The organism is Rhizobium sp. 42MFCr.1 (assembly GCF_000377185.1).
Taxonomy (GTDB): domain Bacteria; phylum Pseudomonadota; class Alphaproteobacteria; order Rhizobiales; family Rhizobiaceae; genus Rhizobium; species Rhizobium altiplani.
Genome location: NZ_KB897833.1, coordinates 1 through 22474 on the forward strand (window position 1 = coordinate 1; position 22474 = coordinate 22474).

At 61.3% G+C, this 22474-nt stretch carries 27 protein-coding genes and 1 tRNA gene; 16 read left to right on the plus strand and 12 right to left on the minus strand.

Annotated features, from left to right (window positions below):
• The coding region (gene hemA, locus C934_RS0116395; protein WP_018857740.1) for a 5-aminolevulinate synthase at nt 1–832 on the plus strand (832 nt) is incomplete at its 5' end.
• 33 nt (nt 833–865) lie between these two features.
• On the opposite strand, the gene dxr is transcribed toward hemA, so the two are convergent.
• On the minus strand, nt 866–2059 hold the full coding sequence (dxr, locus tag C934_RS0116400) for a 1-deoxy-D-xylulose-5-phosphate reductoisomerase (protein WP_018857741.1): 1194 nt from the start codon (nt 2057–2059) through the stop codon (nt 866–868).
• Between the two features lie 192 nt (nt 2060–2251).
• On the opposite strand from dxr, the gene C934_RS0116405 reads away from it, so the two are divergent.
• On the plus strand, nt 2252–2518 hold the full coding sequence (locus C934_RS0116405; RefSeq protein ID WP_018857742.1) for a BON domain-containing protein: 267 nt from the start codon (nt 2252–2254) through the stop codon (nt 2516–2518).
• A gap of 7 nt (nt 2519–2525) precedes the next feature.
• On the opposite strand, the gene C934_RS35185 is transcribed toward C934_RS0116405, so the two are convergent.
• Nucleotides 2526–2672 carry a hypothetical protein gene (locus tag C934_RS35185; RefSeq protein ID WP_167354926.1) on the minus strand — a complete coding sequence of 49 codons (147 nt, stop codon included), beginning with the start codon at nt 2670–2672 and terminating at the stop codon, nt 2526–2528.
• 175 nt (nt 2673–2847) lie between these two features.
• On the opposite strand from C934_RS35185, the gene C934_RS0116415 reads away from it, so the two are divergent.
• Nucleotides 2848–3492 (plus strand): ThuA domain-containing protein, encoded by a 645-nt coding sequence (locus tag C934_RS0116415; protein ID WP_018857744.1) that lies wholly within the window; start codon nt 2848–2850, stop codon nt 3490–3492.
• 25 nt (nt 3493–3517) lie between these two features.
• Here C934_RS0116415 and C934_RS0116420 read toward each other — a convergent pair whose 3' ends face one another.
• A complete protein-coding gene (locus C934_RS0116420) occupies nt 3518–4549 on the minus strand; it encodes a LacI family DNA-binding transcriptional regulator (RefSeq protein WP_018857745.1) in 1032 nt (343 codons plus the stop codon).
• A gap of 143 nt (nt 4550–4692) precedes the next feature.
• On the opposite strand from C934_RS0116420, the gene C934_RS0116425 reads away from it, so the two are divergent.
• The 4 genes from C934_RS0116425 to C934_RS0116440 are packed head-to-tail and all read left to right on the plus strand — an operon-like array spanning nt 4693 to nt 8191.
• The gene (locus C934_RS0116425) at nt 4693–5781 is read left to right on the plus strand and encodes a fatty acid desaturase family protein (RefSeq protein ID WP_026371841.1); all 1089 of its coding nucleotides are present in this window, start codon (nt 4693–4695) and stop codon (nt 5779–5781) included.
• Nucleotides 5782–5812: 31 nt separating this feature from the next.
• The gene (locus tag C934_RS0116430) at nt 5813–6127 is read left to right on the plus strand and encodes a MocE family 2Fe-2S type ferredoxin (protein WP_018857747.1); all 315 of its coding nucleotides are present in this window, start codon (nt 5813–5815) and stop codon (nt 6125–6127) included.
• A gap of 10 nt (nt 6128–6137) precedes the next feature.
• On the plus strand, nt 6138–7364 hold the full coding sequence (locus C934_RS0116435) for an NAD(P)/FAD-dependent oxidoreductase (protein ID WP_018857748.1): 1227 nt from the start codon (nt 6138–6140) through the stop codon (nt 7362–7364).
• A gap of 29 nt (nt 7365–7393) precedes the next feature.
• Complete coding sequence (locus tag C934_RS0116440) at nt 7394–8191, plus strand: 3-methyl-2-oxobutanoate hydroxymethyltransferase (protein WP_026371842.1); 798 nt, start codon at nt 7394–7396, stop codon at nt 8189–8191.
• 40 nt (nt 8192–8231) lie between these two features.
• On the opposite strand, the gene C934_RS35650 is transcribed toward C934_RS0116440, so the two are convergent.
• Nucleotides 8232–8492 (minus strand): hypothetical protein, encoded by a 261-nt coding sequence (locus C934_RS35650; RefSeq protein WP_156828757.1) that lies wholly within the window; start codon nt 8490–8492, stop codon nt 8232–8234.
• A 16-nt stretch (nt 8493–8508) separates the two neighbouring features.
• On the opposite strand from C934_RS35650, the gene C934_RS35655 reads away from it, so the two are divergent.
• A complete protein-coding gene (locus tag C934_RS35655) occupies nt 8509–8700 on the plus strand; it encodes a hypothetical protein (protein WP_245267958.1) in 192 nt (63 codons plus the stop codon).
• A 139-nt stretch (nt 8701–8839) separates the two neighbouring features.
• Here C934_RS35655 and C934_RS0116450 read toward each other — a convergent pair.
• A tRNA-Arg gene (locus C934_RS0116450) sits at nt 8840–8916 on the minus strand.
• Nucleotides 8917–8988: 72 nt separating this feature from the next.
• The gene (locus C934_RS0116455) at nt 8989–10152 is read right to left on the minus strand and encodes a M20 aminoacylase family protein (protein ID WP_018857751.1); all 1164 of its coding nucleotides are present in this window, start codon (nt 10150–10152) and stop codon (nt 8989–8991) included.
• 157 nt (nt 10153–10309) lie between these two features.
• Between C934_RS0116455 and C934_RS0116460 the strand changes: the two genes are divergently transcribed.
• Together C934_RS0116460 and C934_RS0116465 are read left to right on the plus strand one after the other, a co-directional pair.
• A complete protein-coding gene (locus tag C934_RS0116460; protein WP_025661862.1) occupies nt 10310–11434 on the plus strand; it encodes a D-alanyl-D-alanine carboxypeptidase family protein in 1125 nt (374 codons plus the stop codon).
• A gap of 12 nt (nt 11435–11446) precedes the next feature.
• A complete protein-coding gene (locus C934_RS0116465; RefSeq protein ID WP_018857753.1) occupies nt 11447–12607 on the plus strand; it encodes a CobW family GTP-binding protein in 1161 nt (386 codons plus the stop codon).
• Nucleotide 12608: 1 nt separating this feature from the next.
• Here C934_RS0116465 and C934_RS0116470 read toward each other — a convergent pair whose 3' ends face one another.
• The 5 genes from C934_RS0116470 to C934_RS35195 form a co-directional block, all read right to left on the minus strand.
• On the minus strand, nt 12609–12833 hold the full coding sequence (locus C934_RS0116470) for a sulfurtransferase TusA family protein (protein ID WP_018857754.1): 225 nt from the start codon (nt 12831–12833) through the stop codon (nt 12609–12611).
• Nucleotides 12834–12837: 4 nt separating this feature from the next.
• Nucleotides 12838–14061: a L,D-transpeptidase family protein gene (locus tag C934_RS0116475; protein ID WP_018857755.1), complete on the minus strand. Its 1224-nt coding sequence runs from the start codon at nt 14059–14061 to the stop codon at nt 12838–12840.
• 188 nt (nt 14062–14249) lie between these two features.
• A complete protein-coding gene (locus tag C934_RS0116480) occupies nt 14250–15203 on the minus strand; it encodes an acetyl-CoA carboxylase carboxyltransferase subunit alpha (protein WP_018857756.1) in 954 nt (317 codons plus the stop codon).
• A 61-nt stretch (nt 15204–15264) separates the two neighbouring features.
• Nucleotides 15265–16218: a site-specific tyrosine recombinase XerD gene (gene xerD / locus C934_RS0116485; protein ID WP_018857757.1), complete on the minus strand. Its 954-nt coding sequence runs from the start codon at nt 16216–16218 to the stop codon at nt 15265–15267.
• A 4-nt stretch (nt 16219–16222) separates the two neighbouring features.
• Nucleotides 16223–16399, minus strand: coding sequence for a hypothetical protein (locus C934_RS35195; RefSeq protein WP_018857758.1), 177 nt, complete (start codon nt 16397–16399; stop codon nt 16223–16225).
• A gap of 146 nt (nt 16400–16545) precedes the next feature.
• Here C934_RS35195 and C934_RS0116495 point away from each other — a divergent pair, with 146 nt between their 5' ends.
• Genes C934_RS0116495 through C934_RS0116510 form a run of 4 tightly spaced genes read left to right on the plus strand, consistent with a single transcriptional unit; the run spans nt 16546 to nt 20103 of the window.
• Nucleotides 16546–17133, plus strand: a complete 588-nt coding sequence (locus tag C934_RS0116495; protein ID WP_018857759.1) for a shikimate kinase — start codon at nt 16546–16548, stop codon at nt 17131–17133.
• Nucleotides 17133–18263: a 3-dehydroquinate synthase gene (gene aroB, locus C934_RS0116500; RefSeq protein WP_018857760.1), complete on the plus strand. Its 1131-nt coding sequence runs from the start codon at nt 17133–17135 to the stop codon at nt 18261–18263. The genes C934_RS0116495 and aroB overlap by 1 nt, the downstream gene beginning before the upstream one ends.
• Nucleotides 18260–19570: an HlyC/CorC family transporter gene (locus C934_RS0116505; protein WP_018857761.1), complete on the plus strand. Its 1311-nt coding sequence runs from the start codon at nt 18260–18262 to the stop codon at nt 19568–19570. Before aroB ends, C934_RS0116505 begins: the two co-directional genes overlap by 4 nt.
• 53 nt (nt 19571–19623) lie before the next feature.
• On the plus strand, nt 19624–20103 hold the full coding sequence (locus C934_RS0116510; protein ID WP_026371843.1) for a DUF2938 domain-containing protein: 480 nt from the start codon (nt 19624–19626) through the stop codon (nt 20101–20103).
• 63 nt (nt 20104–20166) lie between these two features.
• On the opposite strand, the gene C934_RS0116515 is transcribed toward C934_RS0116510, so the two are convergent.
• Nucleotides 20167–20448, minus strand: coding sequence for a BolA family protein (locus tag C934_RS0116515; protein WP_026371844.1), 282 nt, complete (start codon nt 20446–20448; stop codon nt 20167–20169).
• A 100-nt stretch (nt 20449–20548) separates the two neighbouring features.
• Between C934_RS0116515 and C934_RS0116520 the strand changes: the two genes are divergently transcribed.
• Both C934_RS0116520 and cobS read left to right on the plus strand, forming a co-directional pair.
• Entirely contained in the window at nt 20549–21160 is a 612-nt protein-coding gene (locus tag C934_RS0116520) for a J domain-containing protein (RefSeq protein ID WP_018857764.1), read from the plus strand.
• A gap of 312 nt (nt 21161–21472) precedes the next feature.
• Entirely contained in the window at nt 21473–22465 is a 993-nt protein-coding gene (cobS, locus tag C934_RS0116525; protein ID WP_018857765.1) for a cobaltochelatase subunit CobS, read from the plus strand.
• Nucleotides 22466–22474: the final 9 nt, after the last annotated feature.

Genomic DNA, 22474 nt, shown 5'->3' on the forward strand with positions numbered 1-22474 from the left:
GATCCCCGGCCTGATCATCTTCTCCGACGCCTTGAACCATGCGTCGATGATCGAAGGCATTCGCTACGCCAAGTGCGACAAGGTGATCTGGAAGCACAACGACATCCATGATCTCGAAGCCAAGCTGGCCGCCGCCGATCCGAAGGCGCCGAAGCTGATCGCCTTCGAATCGGTCTATTCGATGGATGGCGACATCGCCCCGATCAAGGAGATCTGCGACCTCGCCGACAAATACGGCGCGATGACCTATCTCGACGAAGTCCATGCCGTCGGCATGTATGGTCCGCGCGGCGGCGGCATTGCCGAGCGCGAGGGCCTGATGGACCGCCTGACGGTCATCGAAGGCACGCTCGGCAAGGCATTCGGCGTCATGGGCGGCTACATCGCCGCCTCGACGGCGCTCTGCGACTTCATCCGCTCGTTTGCCTCTGGTTTCATCTTCACGACGGCGCTGCCGCCGGCCCTTGCTGCCGGTGCGGTTGCCTCGATCCAGCATCTGAAGGTCAGCCCGTTCGAGCGCGCGCGCCACCAGGATCGTGTCCGCAAGCTCAGGGCGCTGCTCGATCAGCGCGGCATTCCGCACATGCCGAACCCGAGCCACATCGTGCCGGTCATGGTTGGCGATGCCGCCAAGTGCAAGTGGATCTCCGACCTGCTGCTCGACAATTGCGGTGTCTACGTGCAGCCGATCAACTACCCGACGGTGCCGAAGAAGACCGAGCGGCTGCGCATCACTCCGACGCCGCTGCACAGCGACGCCGACATCGAACATCTCGTCGAGGCGCTGCATTCGCTCTGGGCGCGCTGCGCGCTGGCGCGGCACGTGGCCTAAAGGTACATTGTTTGGGAAAAGATTGGGCCGCCGTCAGGCGGCCTTTTCGCTGAGGGCTACCAGTTCGGCAGCGAGCCTGCGGGCTTCGGCATCGGCGGCAAAGACGTCGTCCATCGTCTTCGCTTCGCCGGTTGCGATCATCTTGTCCATCACCGCTTCGGCAATGTCGGCCATGGACAGGAAGCCGATCCGTTCCTCGACAAACGCGTGAAACGCAATTTCCTCGGCCGCATTCATGATGGCGCCCTGTAGGCCGCCGCGTTCCAGCGCGGTGCGCGCCAGTCTGAGCGCCGGGAAACGCTGTTCATCCGGTGCCTCGAAGTCGAGGCGCGAGAGCTTGGCGAAATCCAGTCGCTCGACGTTCAGTGTCGGTCGGCGCGGGTAGTCGAGCGCGTAACCGATCGCCGTCCGCATATCGGGGCTGCCGAGCTGGGCGATGATCGATCCATCCGTGTAGCCGACCATCGAGTGAATGATCGACTGCGGGTGGACGATCACTTCGATCTGGTCCGGGCGAACGCCGAAGAGATGCTTCGCCTCGATCATCTCCAGCGCCTTGTTGAACATCGAGGCACTTCCGACCGAGATCTTCAGTCCCATCGACCAGTTCGGGTGCGCTCGCGCCGTTGCAGCGGTCACATTCGCCATGTCGGCGCGCGACCAGGTGCGGAACGGACCGCCCGAAGCCGTCAGGATGATCCGTTCGACGGCGTGCTGCTGGTCTTCGTCGAGAGACTGAAAGATCGCGCTGTGTTCGCTGTCGACGGGGATCAGCCGTCCGCCGCCCTTTGCCACTGCATCGACGAACAAGTCGCCGGCTGACACCAGGCATTCCTTGTTGGCGAGCGCGATCGTTGCGCCCTTGCGGGCGGCGGCCAGTGTCGGCGCGAGGCCGGCCGTGCCGACGATGGCGGCCATCACCCAATCCGCCTCGAGGTCGGCGGCCTCAGCCAGGCCCGATACGCCGGCGGCAACCGCAATGCCGCTGCCGGACAGTTCTTCCTTCAGCGAGTGATATTTGCCGTCGCTGGCGGTGACCGCAAGCTTGGCGCCTGACGATTTCGCCTGCTGCGCCAAAAGCTGGACGTTCTCGTTGCCCGTTACGACGGAGATCTCATAGCAGTCCCGACCGCCCAACTGCTCGACAACGTCGAGCGTATTTTGTCCGATCGAGCCGGTTGAGCCAAAAATACTGAGGCGCCTCGGCGCACTTTCGCCTGCCATCATCGGTGATTTCGCCAAAACTCTTGCATTGGCTCTGGCTGTACAGGGGATTGAAATGAGCGGCAAGTGTGCGGCGCAGCAGAAATCCAGCGAATCCGGGAGAGGGCGGTTGCCCTCCCTTGCCATGTCTAACAGGGTGGCGCGAAACCAATCGGCCAATTGCTGCGTTTCGTAATCGAGACAGGAGGAAGGCACATGGTTTTCAAGCAACCGACGCTCTATGGCGAACCCTTCGAACCCGAGACTGGAGCTAACCAGGATGCCGCGCTCGAGGAGGCCGTAGCGAATGCCTTGGCTGTCGCTGGTGGGATTGATGCGGCTGATGTGAAGGTGACGCTTGAAGGTCGTGAGGTCGTGCTGACCGGCATGGTTGCCACGGCAGCCGAGATCGAGCGTGCAACCGCCGTCGCGCGCGCTCTCGCGGGAACGCGGCCCGTGCGCAATGATATCAAGGTAGCGTAGTTATCCCTCAGCCGGCGAAGCGTTCCATCTGGAAGGCTGCGACCCGATCTGTCTTTGGCGTCGTGATCGGTCCCGCCGATTTATAGGTGGTTGCCAGCAACAGGCCGCTGACGACAAGATATGCGAATGCAAGCAACGTCAGTTTCATACGCATGGCGAGCACTCCCTCCGTTTTCCGCGAAACGCAGAACGGGTCGGAAAGTTCCGCCTTCCGAGAGTCGGAAGAAAATATGGTCCGGCAAGGCTTGCACTGGCTTGCTCGACCCGTCTTGTCGTAAAGAAGATCTGGCCGCTCTCGGCGGCCCAATGTGTTCGGCAAGGGAGTGCTTATGCGCAAAGCGATCATCGTCTGGGGCGGTTGGAGCGGCCACGAGCCTGAAGCGTGCGCCCACCGCGTCGCGGACCTGTTGCACGAGGATGGCTTTGCCGTCGAGGTGACCGGCGACCTCGGCATCTTCGGGTCAGCTGTGATCGCGGGCGCCGATCTGCTCGTGCCTGTAGTTACCGGCGAGAAAATCGAGAAGGCGCACGCAGACGCGCTGGTGGAGGCTGTGCGCGGCGGTCTCGGCCTCGGGGGGCATCACGGCGCGCTGGCGACTTCATTCAAGGAGAGCGCACCGTTCCGGTATGTCTCCGGGGTAACATGGGTCTCCCATCCCGGCAACATCATCGATTTCCGCGTCAACGTGACCCGTCAGCATGATCCTGTGATGGCGGGGATTCCCGACTTCGACTATCGGTCCGAGCAGTACTACCTCCACTACGATCCGTCGGTCGAAATCCTGGCGACGACGCGCTTTTCCGGAGAGTATGATTCGGCCGCCCGCAACGTGACAATGCCCGTTGCCTTCAAGCGCCAGTTCGGACAGGGGCGTGTGTTCTATTCCGCTCTCGGCCATGTCGCGAGCGAGTTCGACCACCCCTATATGCGCCTCATTCTTCGACGCGGATTGTCCTGGGCCGCACGGCGCTAAGGCGGAGGACGGGTCGCCGGCAGGGCTAGATGTTCTCCGAGGTGTAGATATCGAAGGGCAGGAACGATTGACCCGGGATCGCGTCGTCCTCTGATCCTATCGAGGTTGTCATCAATGTGATCAGCTCGGTGCAGAGGTTCCTGACGGGCGTCGCGATCGCCATGGTCACCACGTCGTCGGCGAGTGCCGAGCGCGAGTCCGGCGTCAGTTCGTTGACGACGACGACAAGCTTGCCGGCGAGACCTTCTTCGCGAACGGCTGAGATCGCGCCTTCCATGCCGCCGCCGCAGACATAGAAGCCGACGAGATCAGGGTGCTGCTTGAGGAGATTGATGGTGGCTTCGTGCGTTATTTCAGGGGTTTCGAGGTTGATCAGCGTCTCGAGAACCTCGAAATCCGGGGCGTTCTCTCGAAAATAAGAGCGGAAGCCGATCTCGCGCAGTTCATGTCCATGATAGCGGTGGCTACCGACGAAGCAGGCGACCTTGCCGGGTTTCTTGGCAGCCTTTGCGATCATCCAGGCGGCCGTGCGGCCGACCTTTCGATTGTTCAGCCCGATATAACCCTGTCGCACGCCACTGGCGAGATCGGACAGAATGGAAAAGGCAGGAATGCCCCTGGCCTTCAGATCTTCAACCTCGGCCGCGACGGCCGGATAGTCCGGACCGACCAATGCGATCGCCTGGTTGCGGCTGGCGAGAAGCTTCAGCTTTTCAATGATCGCAGCAGGCGTGGACGCCGTCGCATATTCGATCTGGGCGGTTATGCGAGACGATGTGTTGGCATGCGCCGCTTGCTCGATTTCCCTGGCGAGCGTTTGGTAGAACGACTGCGTCGGACGCTGCAGAAGAAAGCCCAGCCGATGATGCGGGAGGTCCTGGAATACCCGTTGCCGGAGCAAGCCGACCGCATGGTAGCCGATAGAGGCCGCCGCGTTATAGACCCGCCGTGCCGTCTCCTCCCTAACCCGATGCCGGCCGTTCAGCACACGATCGACCGTCGCGACGCTGACGCCCGAAGCATTCGCCAGATCCTGTATTGTCGGTCGCTTCACCATTCGGTCCTTGCAAGAATCCATCATTGTGATGTGGTCGCAATGATGTCTTTTGATAGAATACATCAAGGCTGCATTGTCGCTTGATGAAAGTCAACATATTCTCGTCTGCATAGGCCGGGAGGGATGGCATGCGGGAGGTTGAGATGGCTGATCAGACGAGGAAGCGGGACTACAGCCTGCTCGGTGAAAGCGGCCGCACAGCCGTTGACATGGGATTGGCCGCCGCCGAGTGGTATCACACCGAGGTTGCGCGCAAGGACATGAAAGCGCTGATGCAGCGCTCCGACGCTCCGGCTATCCTTGACACGATCATCTGGCTGGGCGCAATGATCCTCCTTGGCGGACTTGGCGTCTACTTCTGGGGCTCGTGGCTCTGCGTGCCCTTCTTTCTGGCATATGGGGTGCTTTACGGTTCGGCATCGGATAGCCGCTGGCACGAGTGTGGTCACGGCACGGCCTTCAAGACGCGCTGGATGAACGACGCGGTCTATCAGATCGCCTGCTTCATGATCATGCGCAATCCGGTGACCTGGCGCTGGAGCCATACGCGCCATCATACCGACACAGTCATCGTCGGCCGCGATCCCGAAATTGCGGTAATGCGTCCGCCGGATCTGCTGCGGCTGATCCTGAACTTCTTCGGCATTCTCGATGTCTGGCACGCGATGGTCGACATGCTGCGCAATGCCGTCGGCGTCATCGGCGTAGAGGAGAAGACCTTCATCCCCGAGATGGAACAGCCCCGCGCGATACTTATCGCCCGCATCTGGCTTGCCATCTATGTCGCGACGATCGCCGTTGCGATTGCGATGGGCTCCATCCTGCCGCTGGTGCTGATTGGCCTGCCCAGGCTCTATGGCGCGTGGCATCATGTGCTGACCGGACTGTTGCAGCATGGGGGCCTCGCGGACAATGTCATCGACCATCGTCTGAACAGCCGCACGGTTCACATGAACCCCATCAGCCGCTTCATCTACTGGAACATGAACTATCACGTCGAGCACCACATGTTCCCGATGGTGCCCTACCATGCGCTGCCGCGCCTGCATGCGATGATCAAGCACGACCTGCCGGCGGCAAACCCGTCGATCTGGTCCGGCTATCGCGAGATGCTCCCGGCATTCCTGCGCCAGCTGCGCAATGAGGACTATTTCCTGAAGCGCGAACTGCCGGCGACGGCGCGTCCCTATCGCGAGGAATTCCACGCCGAGCTTGCGCCGGCTGCCCAATAAACAACGCCAAGCATAAGCCTGGGAGGACGAGATGAGCGGAAATTGGATCGAGGTCTGTGCCGTCGAGGACATCGACGAAGAGGACGTGATGCGGTTCGATCACCAGGGCAGGACGTTCGCGGTTTATCGCAGCCCCGACGATGAATTCTTTGCAACGGACGGATTGTGCACGCACGAGCAGGTCCATCTGGCCGACGGCCTGGTCATGGACGAGATCATCGAATGTCCCAAGCACAATGGCCGTTTCAACTACAAAACGGGGCAGGCGAAGGGAGCGCCGGTTTGCGTCAACCTCGGCACCTATCCCGTGAAGGTCGAAGACGGCGCTGTCTTCATCTCGATCTGAGGAGGCTGTCATGACCCATTTCGTGACCATCGGGGCAGGGGAATGCGGCGCCCGCGCGGCATTTGCCCTCCGCGAAAAGGGATTTGACGGCGAGATCACGCTGATTGGAAGCGAGGCGCTCGCGCCGTACGAGCGGCCGCCGCTTTCGAAGGCGTCCGACCAAGGGACTGAGGAACCGAAATTCATCGCCGAACTGGAGAGATATGCCGCAGGCGGCATCAGTCTGCTGACCGGCCTGACGGTTCAGGATCTCGACCGTCAAGCAAAGTCCGTTACGCTTTCCGATGGCTCTACCATTGCCTATGACAAGCTGTTGCTCGCGACCGGCGCCCGTGCGCGGGTGCTTCCTGATATTGCCGAGGACAGCAAGCATATCTGCTCGCTGCGCACCCATGCCGATGCGGTGGCACTTCGCAGGGCAATGGTGCCCGGAAAGCATATTGTCATCATCGGCGGCGGCTTTATCGGCCTGGAGCTTGCCGCGACGGCGCGTGCGCTCGGAACTTCCGTAACGGTCCTCGAGGGCCTGGAACGCGTGCTGAAGCGCGGCGTCCCGGAGGAAGTTGCCGGGGTGATCTGCGAACGGCATTCGCTCGAGGGCGTCGATATCCGCTGCGGGGTGGCTATAACAGCCATTGCGGAAGACGACGAAAAGGCCGTTGTCCACCTGTCCGACGGCAATATGATCGGCGCGGACCTCGTGCTTATCGGAATCGGCGCCACTCCCAATACGGAGCTTGCCGCGCGGGCCGGTCTCACAATCGACAATGGGATTGCCGTCGATGAATTCCTGCGCACCTCGGCGCCTGACATCTACGCAGCCGGCGACTGCTGCTCGTTCCCCCTCGCGATCTATGGCGGCCGGCGTGTGCGGCTCGAATCCTGGCGGAATGCCCAGGAACAGGGAGCATTGGCCGCCGCCAACATGATGGGGCTTGGCACATCCGTTTCCGCCGTTCCCTGGTTCTGGTCCGATCAGTATGACGTAACGCTGCAGATCGTCGGCCTCGCGGAGGGCGCCGTTCAGCATTTGCGCCGCGACCTCGGCGACGGCGCTTTCATTCTCTTTCATCTCGATGAAGCCGGCAGGCTGCTTGCGGCCAGCGGCATCGGTCGCGGCAACGTGGTCGCGCGCGATATCCGGCTTGCCGAAATGCTGATTGCGGCGCGCGCGCATCCGGATCCGGCAGCGCTTGTCGCAAGCAGCGTCAAACTGAAATCCCTCCTGGCCGCCTGACTGGCTGCCGCATTCTCAAGGTATCGGCGATGGGCAAACAACTGCGACCGACTGTGCATGACCTCCTAGCGATGAAGGGCAAGCGGCAGCTCAGCATGCTGCGCGTCGTGTCGCTCGAAGAGGCGGAAGCGGCCGAGGCTGCCGGCATCGACCTGATTTCCGTGCCGCCGGAACTTTTTTTCGATCCGCGGTTCCGCGATGCCGCCCCGGGGCGTTTTGCCATTCCGGGTGGCGAATACGGCCAGAGCGGCGCCACCACCGATGAGATCCTGCGCTCGGCGGTAAAGATGCGGGCGGCCTCGGCCGATGCCATCTATTGCGCCGCCAGCCTGCAGACGATCCGGCGGCTGCGCGACGAGCATATTCCGGTCTGTGGACACACGGGGCTTATCCCGTCGCATGCCACATGGACGGGCGGCTTTCGCGCGGTCGGCAAGACGGCCGAAACGGCGGCTCTTGTCTACAAGCAAGTGAAGGATCTGGAGGCCGCGGGTGCCTTCAGCGCGGAGATCGAGGTCGTGCCGGCCGAGGTAGCGGCAGCGATTTCTGAACGCACCTCCATGCTCATGATCTCCATGGGCGCCGGCAGCGGATGCGACGCCCAGTATCTCTTCTCCGAGGACGTGCTCGGCCTAAACCGCGGGAAATATCCGCGCCATGCCAAGGTCTATCGCAACCTGGCGGCCGAATATGACCGCATCCAGGCTGAACGGATCGCGGCATTCCGCGAATACGCTACCGACATCGCCAGCGGCGCCTATCCGGAGGAACGGCATCGCGTGTCTGTCGATGGGGAGGAGTTGGAAGGTTTTTTGTCACGGCTTTAGGTAGTCGGAGACCAAAAGCGTTTCTCTCCTCATCGCCTGACTACCTCGCTGGCACGTGGAAATGATTGCCGCCCAGTGGGTCGAGAAGGCGCGCGTGACCGCCGGCAAGGCAGATCGAGCTATTCGGGTGGGGGATCGGGGTATATGCTTCGCGATCATCGTGTTGGCGGAGGGGAAGACCGATGCGTGGGCTACGCAAGGCCGCCCACTTCACGAGGCGGTGAAGAGCGGCGACCCGACTGCCATCGCGGCCGCCCTCGACGCCGGGGCTGACATCGAAGAGCAGGACAAAGGGAGCCAATCCTCTTTTCCTGGCCATTCGTAGCGAACATCCCGAAGCGGCAGAGTTGCTGATCAAGCGCGGCGCCAACGTGAACAAGGAGTCGGCGATCGGTCTGCCGATCGCCGGTGCCGCCCTGACAACTCCCTGTTGGCGTGGGAGGGGACTTGGACGTTCGAGGACCTCAACATTTTTCTCGCCGGTCCAACCCTCACAACCCCAGGCGTAAACATGGAGATTCGTGGAGCGCCTGATGAAACTGATCGACTGAACGTGATCGCATATCTGCGAACGCTCAGCGACGCGCCGGTTCCGTTGCCCTGAACTCAGAGCGGAAGCGCGCAGTACGACACGGTTACTGAAAATAATGGTGATCCCGACGCGATTCGAACGCGTGACCCTCAGATTAGGAATCTGATGCTCTATCCTGCTGAGCTACGGGACCACTTGAGCGTCATGCATACAAAAGGCTTGGCCGGAAGCCAAGCTCTTTTGCATGTGTAACTGACGTCAGATTTCAGGCGCCGAGGCGCTGTTCGGCGAGCCGCACCCAGTAGGAAATGCCGTGGGCGATGGTTTCGTCGTTGAAATCGTAGGCGGGGTTGTGCAGGCCGGCCGTGTCTCCGTTGCCGATGAAGATGAAGGCGCCGGGACGGGCGTTCAGCATGTAGGAGAAATCCTCGCCGCCCATCATCGGGTCGATCTCCGCATTGACGTTGCCTGCGCCAGCAATCTCGCCGGCGATGCGGACGGCGTGGCCGGTTTCCGTCGCGTGGTTGAAGGTGACGGGATAATTCCGGTTGAAGTCGATATCAACCTCTGCGCCGTGGGCGGCAACGAGGCCGTTGACGACCTGCTTCAGGCGGGTTTCGGCGAGGTTACGCACCTCCTCATTGAGCGTGCGCACGGTGCCGGCGATCGTCGCGTCGTTCGGGATGACGTTGTGGGCGAAGCCCGCGTTGAACTTGGTGACCGAGACGACGACCGAACGCAGCGGATCGACATTGCGGGAGGCAATCAGCTGCAGATTGCTGACGATCTGAGCGCCGATGGCGATCGGGTCGATCGTGCGGTGCGGCTGGGCCGCATGGCCGCCGCGGCCCTTGATGGCGATGGTGAATTCGTCGGTGGCGGCCATGATCGCGCCGCTACGGATGGCAAAGTGCCCGACAGGAAGACCCGGCAGATTGTGCATGCCGTAGACCTCTTCGATGCCGAAGCGCTCCATCATGCCGTCCTTGACCATCAGGTTGCCACCGCCGCCGCCTTCTTCCGCGGGCTGGAAGATGACCGCGATGTTGCCGTTGAAGTTGCGCGTCTCGGCCAGATACTTGGCCGCGCCGAGCAGCATGGCCGTATGGCCGTCGTGACCGCAGGCATGCATCTTGCCAGGTGTCGTGGAAGCCCAGGGCTTGCCGCTGATTTCGGTAAGCGGTAACGCGTCCATGTCGGCGCGCAAACCGATGGTGCGCCCGCCCTCGCCCTTGCCTTTGATCAGACCGACGACGCCGGTCCTGCCGATGCCGGTGACGATCTCGTCGACGCCGAATTCCTTGAGTTTTTCAGCCACGAAGGCGGCGGTGTTCTCGACCGCAAAAAGAAGTTCGGGGCGTGCATGGATATGCCGGCGCCACTCTGTCACCTCGTCTTGAAGTTCGGCGGCTCTGTTCAAAATCGGCATGTCAGCTTCCTGTCGTGAAATCGAAACGGGGACGGGATCGGGTCGCAAGGACACGATGCCGCAGAAATAACTTAATCAAGGCCCTTTGCCATGTCATGGCCATATACGTTAAATAGGGGAAACTTTCGAGACTTCCGGACATCTTTAAGGACGAACCGTGTTGACGCGCCAGAACCGTTTGCTTGCCGCCTTGCGGCCGCTTTCAATCGTAGCTTCCGCAGCCGCCATCGCGCTCTCGGCCTCCGCTCAGGCCTATGCGAATCCGCATATTCTGGTGGATGTGCAGAGCGGCCGCGTGCTGGAGCACGAGGAAGCCTTCCGCAAATGGTATCCGGCTTCGCTCACCAAGCTCATGACCGTCTATACGGTTTTCGACGCGGTTCGCGCCGGCCAGATCAGCCTCGATACCCCCATCGTCATGAGCAAGCGGGCGGCAGCCCAGCCGCCGGCAAAGATGTATTTCAAGCCGGGACAGAAGCTGACGCTCGACAGCGCGCTGAAGATCCTGATGGTCAAGTCGGCAAACGACATTGCGGTTGCCGTTGCCGAGGCCGTCGGCGGAACGCAGGAAGCCTTTGTGCTGAAGATGAACGCCGAGGCGGCGAAGCTCGGCATGACCGACTCGCATTTCGTCAATCCGAACGGCCTGCCCGGCAAGGGCCAGTATACGACGGCGCGCGATCTTGCGGTCCTTTCCGTGGCGCTTCGTCGCGAGTTCCCGCAATACGCCGGATACTTCTCGCTTGAAGGCATCACGACGGGCACCAAGAACGTGCCGAGCATCAACGTGCTGATCGGTCGTTTTGCCGGCGCCGATGGCATGAAAACGGGCTTCATCTGCGCCTCGGGCTTCAACCAGATCGGTTCGGCGACGCGCAACGGCCGTACCTTGATCTCTGTCGTGCTCGGCACGGACAGTCTTGCGGCGCGGGCGGATGCCTCCGCCGACCTGCTGCAAAAGGGCTTCACTTCGCAGTTTGCCGCGCCCGATACGCTCAGTTCATTACGGCCCTATGGCCCGGGTCAGGATCAGGTCGCCGATATTACCGCCGATATCTGCAGCGCCAAGGGTGCCAAGGTCCGCAGCGAAACGCGCGACGAAGTGGGCCGCATGAAGGTTCAGTCTCCCTATATCCAGGAAATGGACCACGACCCCAACTTCGTCTTCGCAGGACTGATCCCGGGCCAGAACGAACCGCAGCCGGACAAGTTGGCGACCGCGGATACCGCGGGAACGATTGCCAAGGTCCCGGTTCCGCTGCCACGCCCGACCACTTTCTGAGGCCACTTTGACATGAGCGCTGTTTCCGATCGGATACCGGTCACCATCCTGACCGGCTTTCTTGGCGCCGGCAAATCCACCTTGCTGAACCGGATCCTCAAGGATCCGGCGATGAAGGACGCCGCCGTGATCATCAACGAGTTCGGTGATGTCGGCATCGATCATCTACTGGTGGAAAGCTCGGGCGATGCGATCATCGAACTGTCGGACGGCTGCCTATGCTGCACGGTGCGCGGAGAGCTCGTCGATACCCTCGCAAATCTGATGGACGCGGTACAGACGGGCCGCGTCAAGCCGGTGAAGCGCGTCGTGATCGAGACGACCGGCCTTGCTGATCCGGCACCGGTCATGCAGGCGATCATGGGCAACCCCATCATCGCCACCAATTTCGACCTCGATGGCATCGTGACGGTGGTCGATGCAGTCAACGGCTCGCAGACCCTCGACAATCACGAGGAAGCGGTGAAGCAGGCCGCGGTTGCCGATCGGCTGATTCTCTCCAAGCGGACAATGGCTTCGCCAGACGTGTTGGAAGCACTGGAGGCGCGTCTCGATGCGCTCAATCCGCGTGCCGCATTGATGGATGCCGACAGCGCCGAAGCAGGGCAGGTCAGTGTGCTCGTCAACGGCCTCTACGATCCGACAAACAAGATTGCCGACGTCGGACGCTGGCTGCGGGATGAGGATGCGCATGAGGCGCATCACCAGCATGACCATCATCACCATGGTGCTGACGACCATCACCATCATCATCACGGGAACGATCACCAGGACCCACATGATGTGAACCGCCACGATGCATCGATCCGGTCCTTCTCGATCGTCGAGGACAAGCCGATCGACCCGATGGCGCTCGACATGTTCATCGATCTCTTGCGTTCGGCGCATGGCGACAAGCTGCTGCGGATGAAGGCGATCGTCGCGGTCTCGGACCGCCCGGATCGGCCGCTGGTGCTTCACGGCGTGCAGAGCATCTTCCATCAGCCATCGCGCCTGCCCGCATGGCCCGACCCTCAGGACAGGCGCACGCGCATGGTGCTGATCACCAAGGATCTGCCGGAAGCCTTCGTCAAGGATCTGTTCGACGCGTTTCTCGGCAAGCCGCGCATCGACACGCCGGATCGCACCGCGCTGCACGACAATCCGCTTGCCGTGCCGGGAATGCGATTTTAATCTATCGCTTGCGGATGAGGAAGCGGTGGCCGCCTTCCGTCGTCTCAGCCTCGATCAGTTCGTGGCCGTCTTCGTTGCAGAAATGAGGGATGTCGATGCCAGCGAGCGGATCTGTCGTTTCGACGCGGATCAGTGAGCCGCTCGGAAGGGAGGACATCTTGCGGCGGGTCTTCAGCACGGGAAGCGGGCACTTTAGCCCGCGTAGGTCATAGAGGATGGCGCTCACGCCGTCAGTCCCTGCCCCAGAATTTCCAGAACGGCTTCTTCGAGGCGACTTCCACCGGTTCGGGCTGTTGTACCGGCGCGAATGCCAGCGGGCTCGGCGTTGGGATCGGAACCTGAGCCGGAACGGCAGCGGCGACGGCAATTTCCTTTGCTTCGGAGGATGCCGGCGTAGCATTGGGCGCCGCATTTGCGGCAACCGCGGACGCGGTCTTGCTCGCCATCATCTCTTCGAGGTCCGCGACCTTGACCATCTTGCCCGCCTCCAGCGAGGTGCCGGTCGGTGCATAGGCCAGTTCGCGACCCTTTCGCAGCTTAGCGACCACGGCCTTGCGCTCCGCCTCGCTCGGGTCGTACCAGGCCATGCCATCATACTTCTTCATGGCCTTGGCGTAGTCGGCATCGTAGGTCTTGCCGTAGGAGGCAAGCGCGGCGGTCAGCGCCGGCGGCGTCGACATTGCCGGGCACTTGCCGGCCGGATTGAACTCGCCATTGTCGGTTGACTGCTGGTTGAAGACGTATTTCTTCTCGCAGAAATTCACCTCGGGAGGACGCTTGGTGACCTCGAAATTGTCGTAGCCGACCTTCAGCATGTTCCAGAACTCGATGTTCGGGTTCAGGCGATGGCGCACCATGTTTTCCGCGGTCATGCGGAAGGGGAAGGCCTGAAGCTGCACTGTCGACTGGCCGCCGGCAAAGGCGTCACGGGCAAAGGCGTAGATCTCCAGTACCTGCTGGTCGGTCATCGAGTAGCAGCCCGACGAAGAGCAGGCGCCGTGAATCATCAGGTTGGTGCCATTGTGGCCGTTCACAGCGTCATAGCGGTTCGGAAAGCCGGTGTTGATCGCGAGGTAGTATTTGGAGTTCGGATTGAGATTGGCGCGCGTCAGGTTGTAGAAGCCTTCCGGGGCCTGCCGGTCGCCCTCTTTTACCTTCGGGCCGAGGCGGCCAGACCAGGCGCAGATCTTGTAGTCGGCGATCTTGTCGAAGCGATTGTCGGTTTTCGCCTTCCAGATCTCCAGCGCGCCTTCTTCCTTGAAGATGCGGATCATGATCGGCGAGTTGCGCTGCATGCTCTTGGCCGACATCTCGGACAGGATGCGTGGCGGCAATGGCTGCTCGACCTTGTTCTTGACGCTGGAAAGATCGACCTGGGCGGTTTCCAATGCATCGTTGCAGCCGGCCAAAGCCAGCGCCATCAGGGAAACATATGCAAAATGACGAATGCGCATTCAAAAAAGCCCATCAACAGTATGCAACCCGGCCCCGGCACGCGGAGCGAATCATAGGCTGACTATGGTTCACAAACTCTTAGCAGCCTATGAAGCGCGCTCGCGTCCCCCGCAAGTAGTAATGTTATTGATAACATTATTGTGGCCAAGGTTTGGCCTCATTCACGGCGCAGCCGCGCGTTTGTGCACTACAAATTGCGGCCCATGTTGAGGAATTTCTGCCGACGCTCGTTGCGAAGCTGCTCGCCGGTGCGGTTGGAAAGCTCGCCCAGAGCTTTGGCAATGACATCACCGGTCGTGGCGATCACGCTGTCCGGATCGCGATGCGCGCCGCCGAGCGGCTCGCTGATGACGCCGTCGATGATGCCGAGCGCCTTCAGGTCCTCGGACGTGATCTTCATGTTGGTGGCGGCTTCCTTGGCGCGGGCGGAATCGCGCCAGAGGATCGAGGCTGCACCTTCCGGCGAGATGACGCTGTAGATCGCATGCTCCAGCATGTAGACGCGGTTGCCGGTGGCGATCGCGATCGCGCCGCCCGAGCCGCCTTCGCCGATGACGACGGAAACGATCGGTACCTTCACAGAGAGACACATTTCCGTCGAGCGGGCGATGGCTTCGGCCTGGCCACGCTCTTCGGCGCCGACGCCCGGATAGGCGCCTGCCGTGTCAACGAGCGTGATAACAGGAAGGCCGAAGCGGTCAGCCATCTCGAGAACGCGGATCGCCTTGCGATAGCCTTCGGGGCGGGCGCTGCCGAAATTGTGCTTCAGGCGGCTCTTCGTGTCGTTGCCCTTTTCCTGGCCGAGAACGGCGACGGGCTGGCCGCGGAAGCGGGCAAGGCCTGCCTGGATTGCGGCATCTTCGGAGAACTTGCGGTCGCCGGCAAGCGGCGTGAATTCCTGAAACAGCGTCTTGGCATAGTCGACGAAATGCGGTCGCTGCGGATGGCGCGCAACCTGCGTCTTCTGCCAGGCGTTGAGCTTCGAGTAGATGTCGACCATCGCTTCGCGAACGCGAACTTCGAGCCTGCCGATTTCATCTGACGTGTCGATGCTCTCGTCTTCCGTGGCGAGCTTCTTCAGTTCGATGATCTTGCCTTCGAGGTCGGAGATCGGCTTTTCGAAGTCGAGATAGTTGTGCATGAGGTGCGTTTCCGTTCCTTTGCCGGGGCTAGTTTGATGAGCTCGCCCTTTGTCGCCGGTCCTATTCCTGCTTTTTGTCCTGTTTGGCAAGGGGGTGGTGCGTTTGGACCAGTTGTTGAAGCCGTTCCTCCAACACATGCGTATAGATTTGCGTGGTTGAAATGTCCGAGTGGCCGAGCAGTTCCTGAACGACGCGAAGATCCGCGCCATTGGCGAGAAGATGACTTGCAAATGCATGCCGCATGACATGCGGCGAGATCATAGATGGGGTAAGACCTGCCCGGATCGCAAGATTTTTCAAATCACGCGCGAAAACCTGACGCGGCAGATAGCCCTCCTTGGACGCTGCGGGAAACAGCCAAGGGCTTTCCTGCAGCACTTTGGCGGCGTCGTTTTCAGCGGCGAGCATACGGCCGTAGAGCTTGAGCGCCACGATCGCCGACTGCGATAGCGGCACAAGCCGTTCCTTGTTGCCCTTGCCGCGGATCATCAGGAAGCGTCCGTCCTGGTCGAGCACGCGGGCCGGAAGCGAGACGAGTTCGCTGACGCGCATCCCCGTTGCGTAGAGCAGTTCGAGCAGGGCCAGCATGCGAAGGCGCTGCAACTGTCCGGGCGCGGAATCCTGCGCTTCGGTTTCCGCCTGCTCGAGCAACCGGCCAACTTCGTCGACCCCCATCGTTTTCGGCAGAGCCCGGCCTTTCTTCGGCGCATCGAGAACGCCGGTCGGATCGTCGGTGCGCAGACCCTCGGCGTAAAGGAACTTATAAAACTGGCGCATTGCCGCCAGTCGCCGCGCCTGCGAGGAAGGCTTGAAGCCTTGGGCGGCAAGGGAAGACAGGTAGGCCGAAAGATCGGCCGACGCCGCCTCCAGCAGGCGCACTCCCTTGCCGTTCAGGAAACCGTGCAGATCGTCAAGATCCCGCTCATAGGAAGAGAGTGTATTGGCCGCAGCGCCCCGCTCCGCGCTCATCATTTCCAGAAAGGCTTCGACGTGAACCCAGCCGAGATCCTTCATTGTCTCACTTCTTGGACGGGTTGATGGCGCCGGTGGCCGGAGGATTGACCCGCTCGGACGGAAGGCGGATCGTCACGTCGCGCTCCTGTGGCTCGACAAAAGCAACCAATGCCCACATCGTTCCGTATATCGCACCGGCGATGATCGCCAATATGGCGAGAAAACGGAACAGACTTGGCATTCAGCGACTCCATGGCTCTGCTTCTTTATGAAGAAGCATGTTTGCAAGTGCAAGAAGGTGCATTTGAACCACGTTTCCCTTGCCCGCGACTTGACGCTACACCTGCATTTGTCGATACCGTTCGCAAACAAAGTGTGAATGGACCAATGAGCGACCCAGTTCTGACCGTTGCCGAAAGCTTGAAAGACAGGGCTCGTGCTGCGCTCGGTTCTCGTAACCTGATCCTCGTCGGATTGATGGGCGCGGGCAAGTCCTCCGTCGGCCGGATCGTCGCGCATCAGCTCGGCATCCCTTTCGTCGATAGCGACGCCGAGATCGAGAGGGTCTCCCGCATGTCCATCGGTGAGCTCTTCGCCGCCTATGGCGAAGATGAATTCCGGGCGCTCGAAACCCGCGTCATGAAACGCCTGTTGAAGAATGGTCCGCGGGTGGTCTCCACCGGCGGCGGCGCCTTCATCAACGACCGGACGCGCAAGCATATCAAGAAGGGCGGCGTCTCCGTCTGGCTGAAGGCCGACCTCGACGTTCTCTGGGAGCGGGTCAACAAGCGTGACACGCGGCCGTTGCTCAAGACCGAGAATCCCAAGCAGACCCTCGAAAACTTGATGAATGCGCGTTATCCGATCTACGAGCTCGCCGACCTCACCGTCCTCTCGCGCGATGTGCGCAAGGAACTGATGGCGGAAGAAGTACTCAAAGCCGTGATCGACGCCCGAACCGAAAGTGCAGCCTGATGAATGCTGATGCCTCCGCCTCCGAACGCAAGGTTCACGTACCGCTCGGAGAGCGCGCCTACGATATCCTGATCGGGCCGGGCCTGATCGCACGCGCCGGTACTGAGATCGCCTCGCGCCTGAAGGGCCGCAAGGCGGCTGTCATCACCGACGCACATGTGGCGCCGCTCTATCTGGATGCGCTGGTTCAAAGCCTCGAGGCGGCGGGCATCGCGTCTGCCACCCTCGTGCTTCCGGCGGGCGAGAAGACCAAGAGCTTCGAGCACCTGATGACCGTTTGCGACAAGGTCCTCGAAGCGCGGATCGAGCGCAACGACTACGTGATCGCCCTTGGCGGCGGCGTTATCGGCGACCTCACGGGCTTTGCGGCGGGCATCGTGCGCCGCGGCGTGCGTTTCGTGCAGGTTCCGACCTCGCTGCTGTCGCAGGTCGATTCCTCGGTCGGCGGCAAGACGGGTATCAACAGCCGCCACGGCAAGAACCTGATCGGCGTTTTTCATCAGCCGGATCTGGTGCTCGCCGATACCGATGTCCTGAATTCGCTGAGCGCTCGCGAGTTTCGCGCCGGCTACGCCGAGGTCGCGAAATACGGACTGATCGACAAGCCTGATTTCTTCTCCTGGCTGGAAGCCAACTGGCCGGCAGTCTTTGCCGGCGGTGCCGCGCGCATCGAGGCGATTGCCACCAGCTGTCAGGCAAAGTCGGATGTCGTCGTTGCCGACGAGCGCGAAACTGGACAACGCGCCCTCCTCAATCTCGGCCACACCTTCGGCCACGCGCTGGAGGCTGCGACCGCCTATGACAGCGCTCGCCTCGTTCATGGCGAAGGTGTTTCGATCGGCATGGTTCTGGCGCACGAGTTCTCGGCGCGCATGAACCTGGCAAGCACGGATGACGCCCGCCGTGTCGAAACCCACCTGAAGGCCGTCGGCCTGCCCACCCGCATGTCGGAAATTCCGGGAGCGCTGCCGCCGGCCGAAATGCTGATGGACACGATTGCCCAGGACAAGAAGGTGAAGGGCGGCAAGCTGACCTTCATCCTGACCCGCGGCATCGGGCAGTCCTTCGTCGCCGATGACGTACCTGCGTCGGAAGTGCTGAGCTTCCTCAAGGAGAAACACCCGCGATGACCCTCGACGGCACGTTGGCATTTTTTTCCGCATACTGGCCGGAAATTGTCTCTATCGTGGCCCTCGTCCTCATGTCGGCGTTCTTCTCCGGCTCGGAGACCGCGCTGACCGCCGTCTCCCGCAGCCGCATCCACACGCTCGAAGCCAACGGCGAGCAACGTGCGGGGATCGTGCGTCAGCTTATCGAACGCCGCGACCGACTGATCGGCGCGCTGCTCATCGGCAACAACCTCGCCAACATCCTGTCCTCGTCGCTGGCGACCAGCCTGTTTCTTGGCGTCTTCGGCAATTCCGGCGTGGCGCTCGCCACCTTGGCGATGACCGTCATCCTGGTCATCTTCGCCGAAGTGCTGCCGAAGAGCTGGGCGATTTCCACCCCCGATCGGTTTGCGCTGAACACGGCTCCTGCAGTCAAGATGTTTGTCGCCGTCGTCGGTCCGGTTTCGTCCTTTGTGAATGCGATCGTTCGCCGGATATTGTCGCTCTTCGGCATCAATCTGTCGCGCGAAGTCTCGATGCTCTCCGCGCACGAGGAACTGCGCGGCGCCGTCGATCTGCTGCATCGCGAAGGATCGGTGGTGAAGGCAGACCGCGACCGTCTGGGGGGCGTCCTTGATCTCGGCGAACTCGAGCTCTCCGACATCATGGTCCACCGCACCGCGATGCGGGCGATCAATGCCGACGATCCGCCTGAGGTCGTCGTACGGACAATCCTTGAAAGCCCCTTTACCCGCATGCCGCTCTGGCGTGGCACGACGGATAATATTATTGGCGTTGTTCATGCGAAGGATCTTCTGAGGGCGCTTGCCGAGCCGAATGTCGAGCCGGAGAATCTCGACATTTCGAAGATCGCCCAGAAGCCCTGGTTTGTGCCCGATAGCACCAGCCTCGAGAACCAGCTCAACGCCTTCCTGCGCCGCAAGCAGCACTTTGCCGTCGTCGTCGACGAATATGGCGAGGTGCAGGGCATCGTGACGTTGGAGGACATTCTGGAAGAGATTGTCGGCGATATTTCCGACGAGCACGATATCGAGATGCAGGGCGTGCGCCAGGAGGCCGACGGCTCGATCGTCGTCGACGGAACGGTGCCGATCCGCGATCTCAACCGGGCGCTCGACTGGCACCTGCCGGATGAGGAGGCGACGACGATCGCTGGTCTGGTCATCCACGAATCCATGACCATTCCGGAAGAGCGCCAGGCCTTCACCTTTCATGGGAAGCGCTTCATCGTCATGAAGCGCGAGAAGAACCGTATCACCAGGCTTCGTATCCGCTCGGCCGAGGAGGACGGGGCGAAGCCGGCCTGACCTTCGCCGATCTGGCCGAGGGGGCCGGCGGCACATTTTTGATGGGATTTCACATGCTTGATATTATCTGGCGCTCTGTGATCATCGGTATCGGCGCGACCGCGCTCATGGATATCTGGACCGTGCTCTACGGCGTCACGTCTGGTGGCGGGCTGCCGAATTGGGCGCCGGCCGGGCGCTGGTTCAGGGAAGTGGCCAAGGGCCGCGTCTTTCACGACGACATCAATGCCGCCGAACCCTATCGGCACGAGCGGGCGCTCGGCTGGATTGGCCACTATGCCGTCGGCATTATCTACGGTCTGCTGCTGGTGCTGATCGTCGGCTCCGCCTGGCTCGATACGCCGACTTTCCTGCCTGCCTGGATCTTCGCCATCGTCACCGTCGGCGCCGGCTGGTTCCTGATGCAGCCGGGCATGGGGCTCGGAGTGGCGGCCTCCAAGACGCCCAATCCGAACAAGGTGCGCGTTCTCAATCTCGTTGCGCATACCTTCTTTGCGCTCGGGCTCTACGGCACGGCGCTTCTCATCCGCTAAGTCTTTGCGGCGCTCTTGGGAGAGCGCCGCCCAGTTCCTATATTCACGCAGCCGCCTACCCGCCTACCAGCGCACCGGCTCCCCAGGGGCTGCGGGTTCGACGGCGAGTGCATGCAATCCGGCATCCAGTTCTGGCTTCAGAAGCTCCGTGATCGCACGGTGCCGCGCCAGTCGCGGCATGCCGGCAAACTTGGCGGATACGATGCGCACCCGGATATGGGTCTCGCCGGTGCCCGTCATGTCAGGCTGATGGCCCGCATGAAGATGGCTTTCGTTGATGACGCTGAGGCGCTCCGGCGCGAACGCGGCGGTCAGCTTTTCTTCGATGCGGGTCTGCAGTGTCATGGTCTCGTTGCTTTGCGAAAAAGGTTCCCACCAAGCCAGCAACATTCCGGTTTGTCAATTCTTGTTGTCGCCTCTTCGCAGGCCCATAATTAGCGCCGTCATGAGACTCGATTCCAAATATTTCGACCGCATCCGCACCCGCCGCAAACGCGAGCAGGAAACCGAACAGGCACCCCCTGCCTGTCAGTGGGATGGCTGCGACAAAAAAGGCGTGCATCGCGCTCCCGTCGGACGCAATGCCGAGGGACAGTTCTTCCTGTTCTGCTTCGAGCACGTCAAGGAATACAACAAGGGCTACAACTACTTCTCCGGCCTTTCCGACGGCGAGATTGCGCGCTACCAGAAGGAAGCGATAACAGGGCATCGCCCGACCTGGACGGTCGGCGTCAACAAGGCCGCCAAGAACAGCCCGCTGCATTCCGATATGCGCTCGGGCTCCTACCGGGTGCGCGATCCCTTCGGCTTCGTCAATGGCACCAAGGGGAGCGGCCCGCGCTTTCCCGAGCAGCGCAAGCTGAAAAGCCTGGAAGCCAAGGCCTTCGACACGATGGGGCTTGATGCCAGCGCCACCTCCTCTGAGATCAAGAGCCGCTACAAGGAACTGGTCAAGAAGCACCATCCCGACGCCAATGGCGGCGACCGCGGCTCGGAGGAACGCTTCCGCGCCGTCATCCAGGCCTATCAATTATTGAAGCAGAACGGTTTTTGTTAATTCCCGTCCTTGCTCTTGGTCTTCAATCAGGTATGGTCCCAAATCGGCTGAGGCTGCAGGCAACCGCGGCATAAGTTTCTGCGTTTGTCCCACAGGCGCCTCGGCCACTTCCGGGCGCGGCGTTTCTTGTCCGGGACTTTGTTCAAGAATGCTCGCTAGCGGTAGATTATCGCCCCCGAGGTTTCGTTTCAGTCCCGGAGAAGCATCGCCGACGTTCCCACATGAACGAGCGCGGGGTAAACTGCGGCGTCATGGTTGCAAAATGGGCTGAGACAGTATGGCCGGGTGTCGGGCACCCGCCTTGGAGACATGATGAGCAAGATTGACCTTGATATTTCGGAGCTTCCGGACACCACCGTTTCGGTCAGGGAGGTCTTTGGTATCGATTCCGACATTCGCGTGCCGGCCTACAGCCAGGGCAGCGCCTATGTTCCGGACCTCGACCCCGACTATCTCTTCGACCGCGAGACGACGCTCGCCATTCTTGCCGGCTTCGCCCATAACCGACGCGTGATGATTTCAGGCTATCACGGCACGGGTAAGTCCTCGCACATCGAACAGGTCGCCGCCCGCCTCAACTGGCCCTGCGTGCGTATCAACCTCGACAGCCATGTCAGCCGTATCGACCTCGTCGGCAAGGACGCAATCGTGCTCAAGGACGGCCTGCAGGTCACCGAATTCAAGGACGGCATCCTGCCCTGGGCATACCAGCACAATGTCGCGCTCGTCTTTGACGAATACGATGCCGGCCGCCCTGACGTCATGTTCGTCATCCAGCGCGTGCTGGAATCGTCCGGCCGCCTGACGCTGCTCGACCAGAGCCGTGTCATCCGTCCTCACCCAGCCTTCCGCCTGTTTGCGACGGCAAACACGATTGGTCTTGGTGACACGACCGGCCTCTATCACGGCACGCAGCAGATCAACCAGGCGCAGATGGACCGCTGGTCGATCGTCACCACACTGAACTACCTGCCGCACGACCATGAAGTGAACATCGTCGCTTCAAAGGTGAAGAGCTTCGGGAAGAACAAGGAAGGTCGCGATCTTGTCTCCAAGATGGTGCGCGTCGCCGATCTGACCCGTGCTTCCTTCATGAACGGTGACCTGTCGACCGTCATGAGCCCGCGTACGGTTATCACCTGGGCCGAGAATGCCGAGATTTTCGGTGACATCGCCTTCGCTTTCCGCACCACCTTCCTCAACAAGTGCGACGAGCTGGAGCGTCCGTTGGTTGCCGAGCATTACCAGCGCGCCTTCGGCGTCGAGCTGAAGGAAAGCGCCGCCAACATCGTCCTGGAGGCCTAAGGCCAACCG

Bases quoted from the DNA above. Each gene is read 5' to 3' on its own strand.
- dxr (WP_018857741.1), bottom strand. From the start codon at position 2,059: ATGATGGCAGGCGAAAGTGCGCCGAGGCGCCTCAGTATTTTTGGCTCA.
- C934_RS0116405 (WP_018857742.1), top strand. From the start codon at position 2,252: ATGGTTTTCAAGCAACCGACGCTCTATGGCGAACCCTTCGAACCCGAG.
- C934_RS35185 (WP_167354926.1), bottom strand. From the start codon at position 2,672: ATGCGTATGAAACTGACGTTGCTTGCATTCGCATATCTTGTCGTCAGC.
- C934_RS0116415 (WP_018857744.1), top strand. From the start codon at position 2,848: ATGCGCAAAGCGATCATCGTCTGGGGCGGTTGGAGCGGCCACGAGCCT.
- C934_RS0116420 (WP_018857745.1), bottom strand. From the start codon at position 4,549: ATGGTGAAGCGACCGACAATACAGGATCTGGCGAATGCTTCGGGCGTC.
- C934_RS0116425 (WP_026371841.1), top strand. From the start codon at position 4,693: ATGGCTGATCAGACGAGGAAGCGGGACTACAGCCTGCTCGGTGAAAGC.
- C934_RS0116430 (WP_018857747.1), top strand. From the start codon at position 5,813: ATGAGCGGAAATTGGATCGAGGTCTGTGCCGTCGAGGACATCGACGAA.
- C934_RS0116435 (WP_018857748.1), top strand. From the start codon at position 6,138: ATGACCCATTTCGTGACCATCGGGGCAGGGGAATGCGGCGCCCGCGCG.
- C934_RS0116440 (WP_026371842.1), top strand. From the start codon at position 7,394: ATGGGCAAACAACTGCGACCGACTGTGCATGACCTCCTAGCGATGAAG.
- C934_RS0116455 (WP_018857751.1), bottom strand. From the start codon at position 10,152: ATGCCGATTTTGAACAGAGCCGCCGAACTTCAAGACGAGGTGACAGAG.
- C934_RS0116465 (WP_018857753.1), top strand. From the start codon at position 11,447: ATGAGCGCTGTTTCCGATCGGATACCGGTCACCATCCTGACCGGCTTT.
- C934_RS0116475 (WP_018857755.1), bottom strand. From the start codon at position 14,061: ATGCGCATTCGTCATTTTGCATATGTTTCCCTGATGGCGCTGGCTTTG.
- C934_RS0116480 (WP_018857756.1), bottom strand. From the start codon at position 15,203: ATGCACAACTATCTCGACTTCGAAAAGCCGATCTCCGACCTCGAAGGC.
- xerD (WP_018857757.1), bottom strand. From the start codon at position 16,218: ATGAAGGATCTCGGCTGGGTTCACGTCGAAGCCTTTCTGGAAATGATG.
- C934_RS35195 (WP_018857758.1), bottom strand. From the start codon at position 16,399: ATGCCAAGTCTGTTCCGTTTTCTCGCCATATTGGCGATCATCGCCGGT.
- C934_RS0116495 (WP_018857759.1), top strand. From the start codon at position 16,546: ATGAGCGACCCAGTTCTGACCGTTGCCGAAAGCTTGAAAGACAGGGCT.
- aroB (WP_018857760.1), top strand. From the start codon at position 17,133: ATGAATGCTGATGCCTCCGCCTCCGAACGCAAGGTTCACGTACCGCTC.
- C934_RS0116505 (WP_018857761.1), top strand. From the start codon at position 18,260: ATGACCCTCGACGGCACGTTGGCATTTTTTTCCGCATACTGGCCGGAA.
- C934_RS0116510 (WP_026371843.1), top strand. From the start codon at position 19,624: ATGCTTGATATTATCTGGCGCTCTGTGATCATCGGTATCGGCGCGACC.
- C934_RS0116515 (WP_026371844.1), bottom strand. From the start codon at position 20,448: ATGACACTGCAGACCCGCATCGAAGAAAAGCTGACCGCCGCGTTCGCG.
- C934_RS0116520 (WP_018857764.1), top strand. From the start codon at position 20,549: ATGAGACTCGATTCCAAATATTTCGACCGCATCCGCACCCGCCGCAAA.
- cobS (WP_018857765.1), top strand. From the start codon at position 21,473: ATGAGCAAGATTGACCTTGATATTTCGGAGCTTCCGGACACCACCGTT.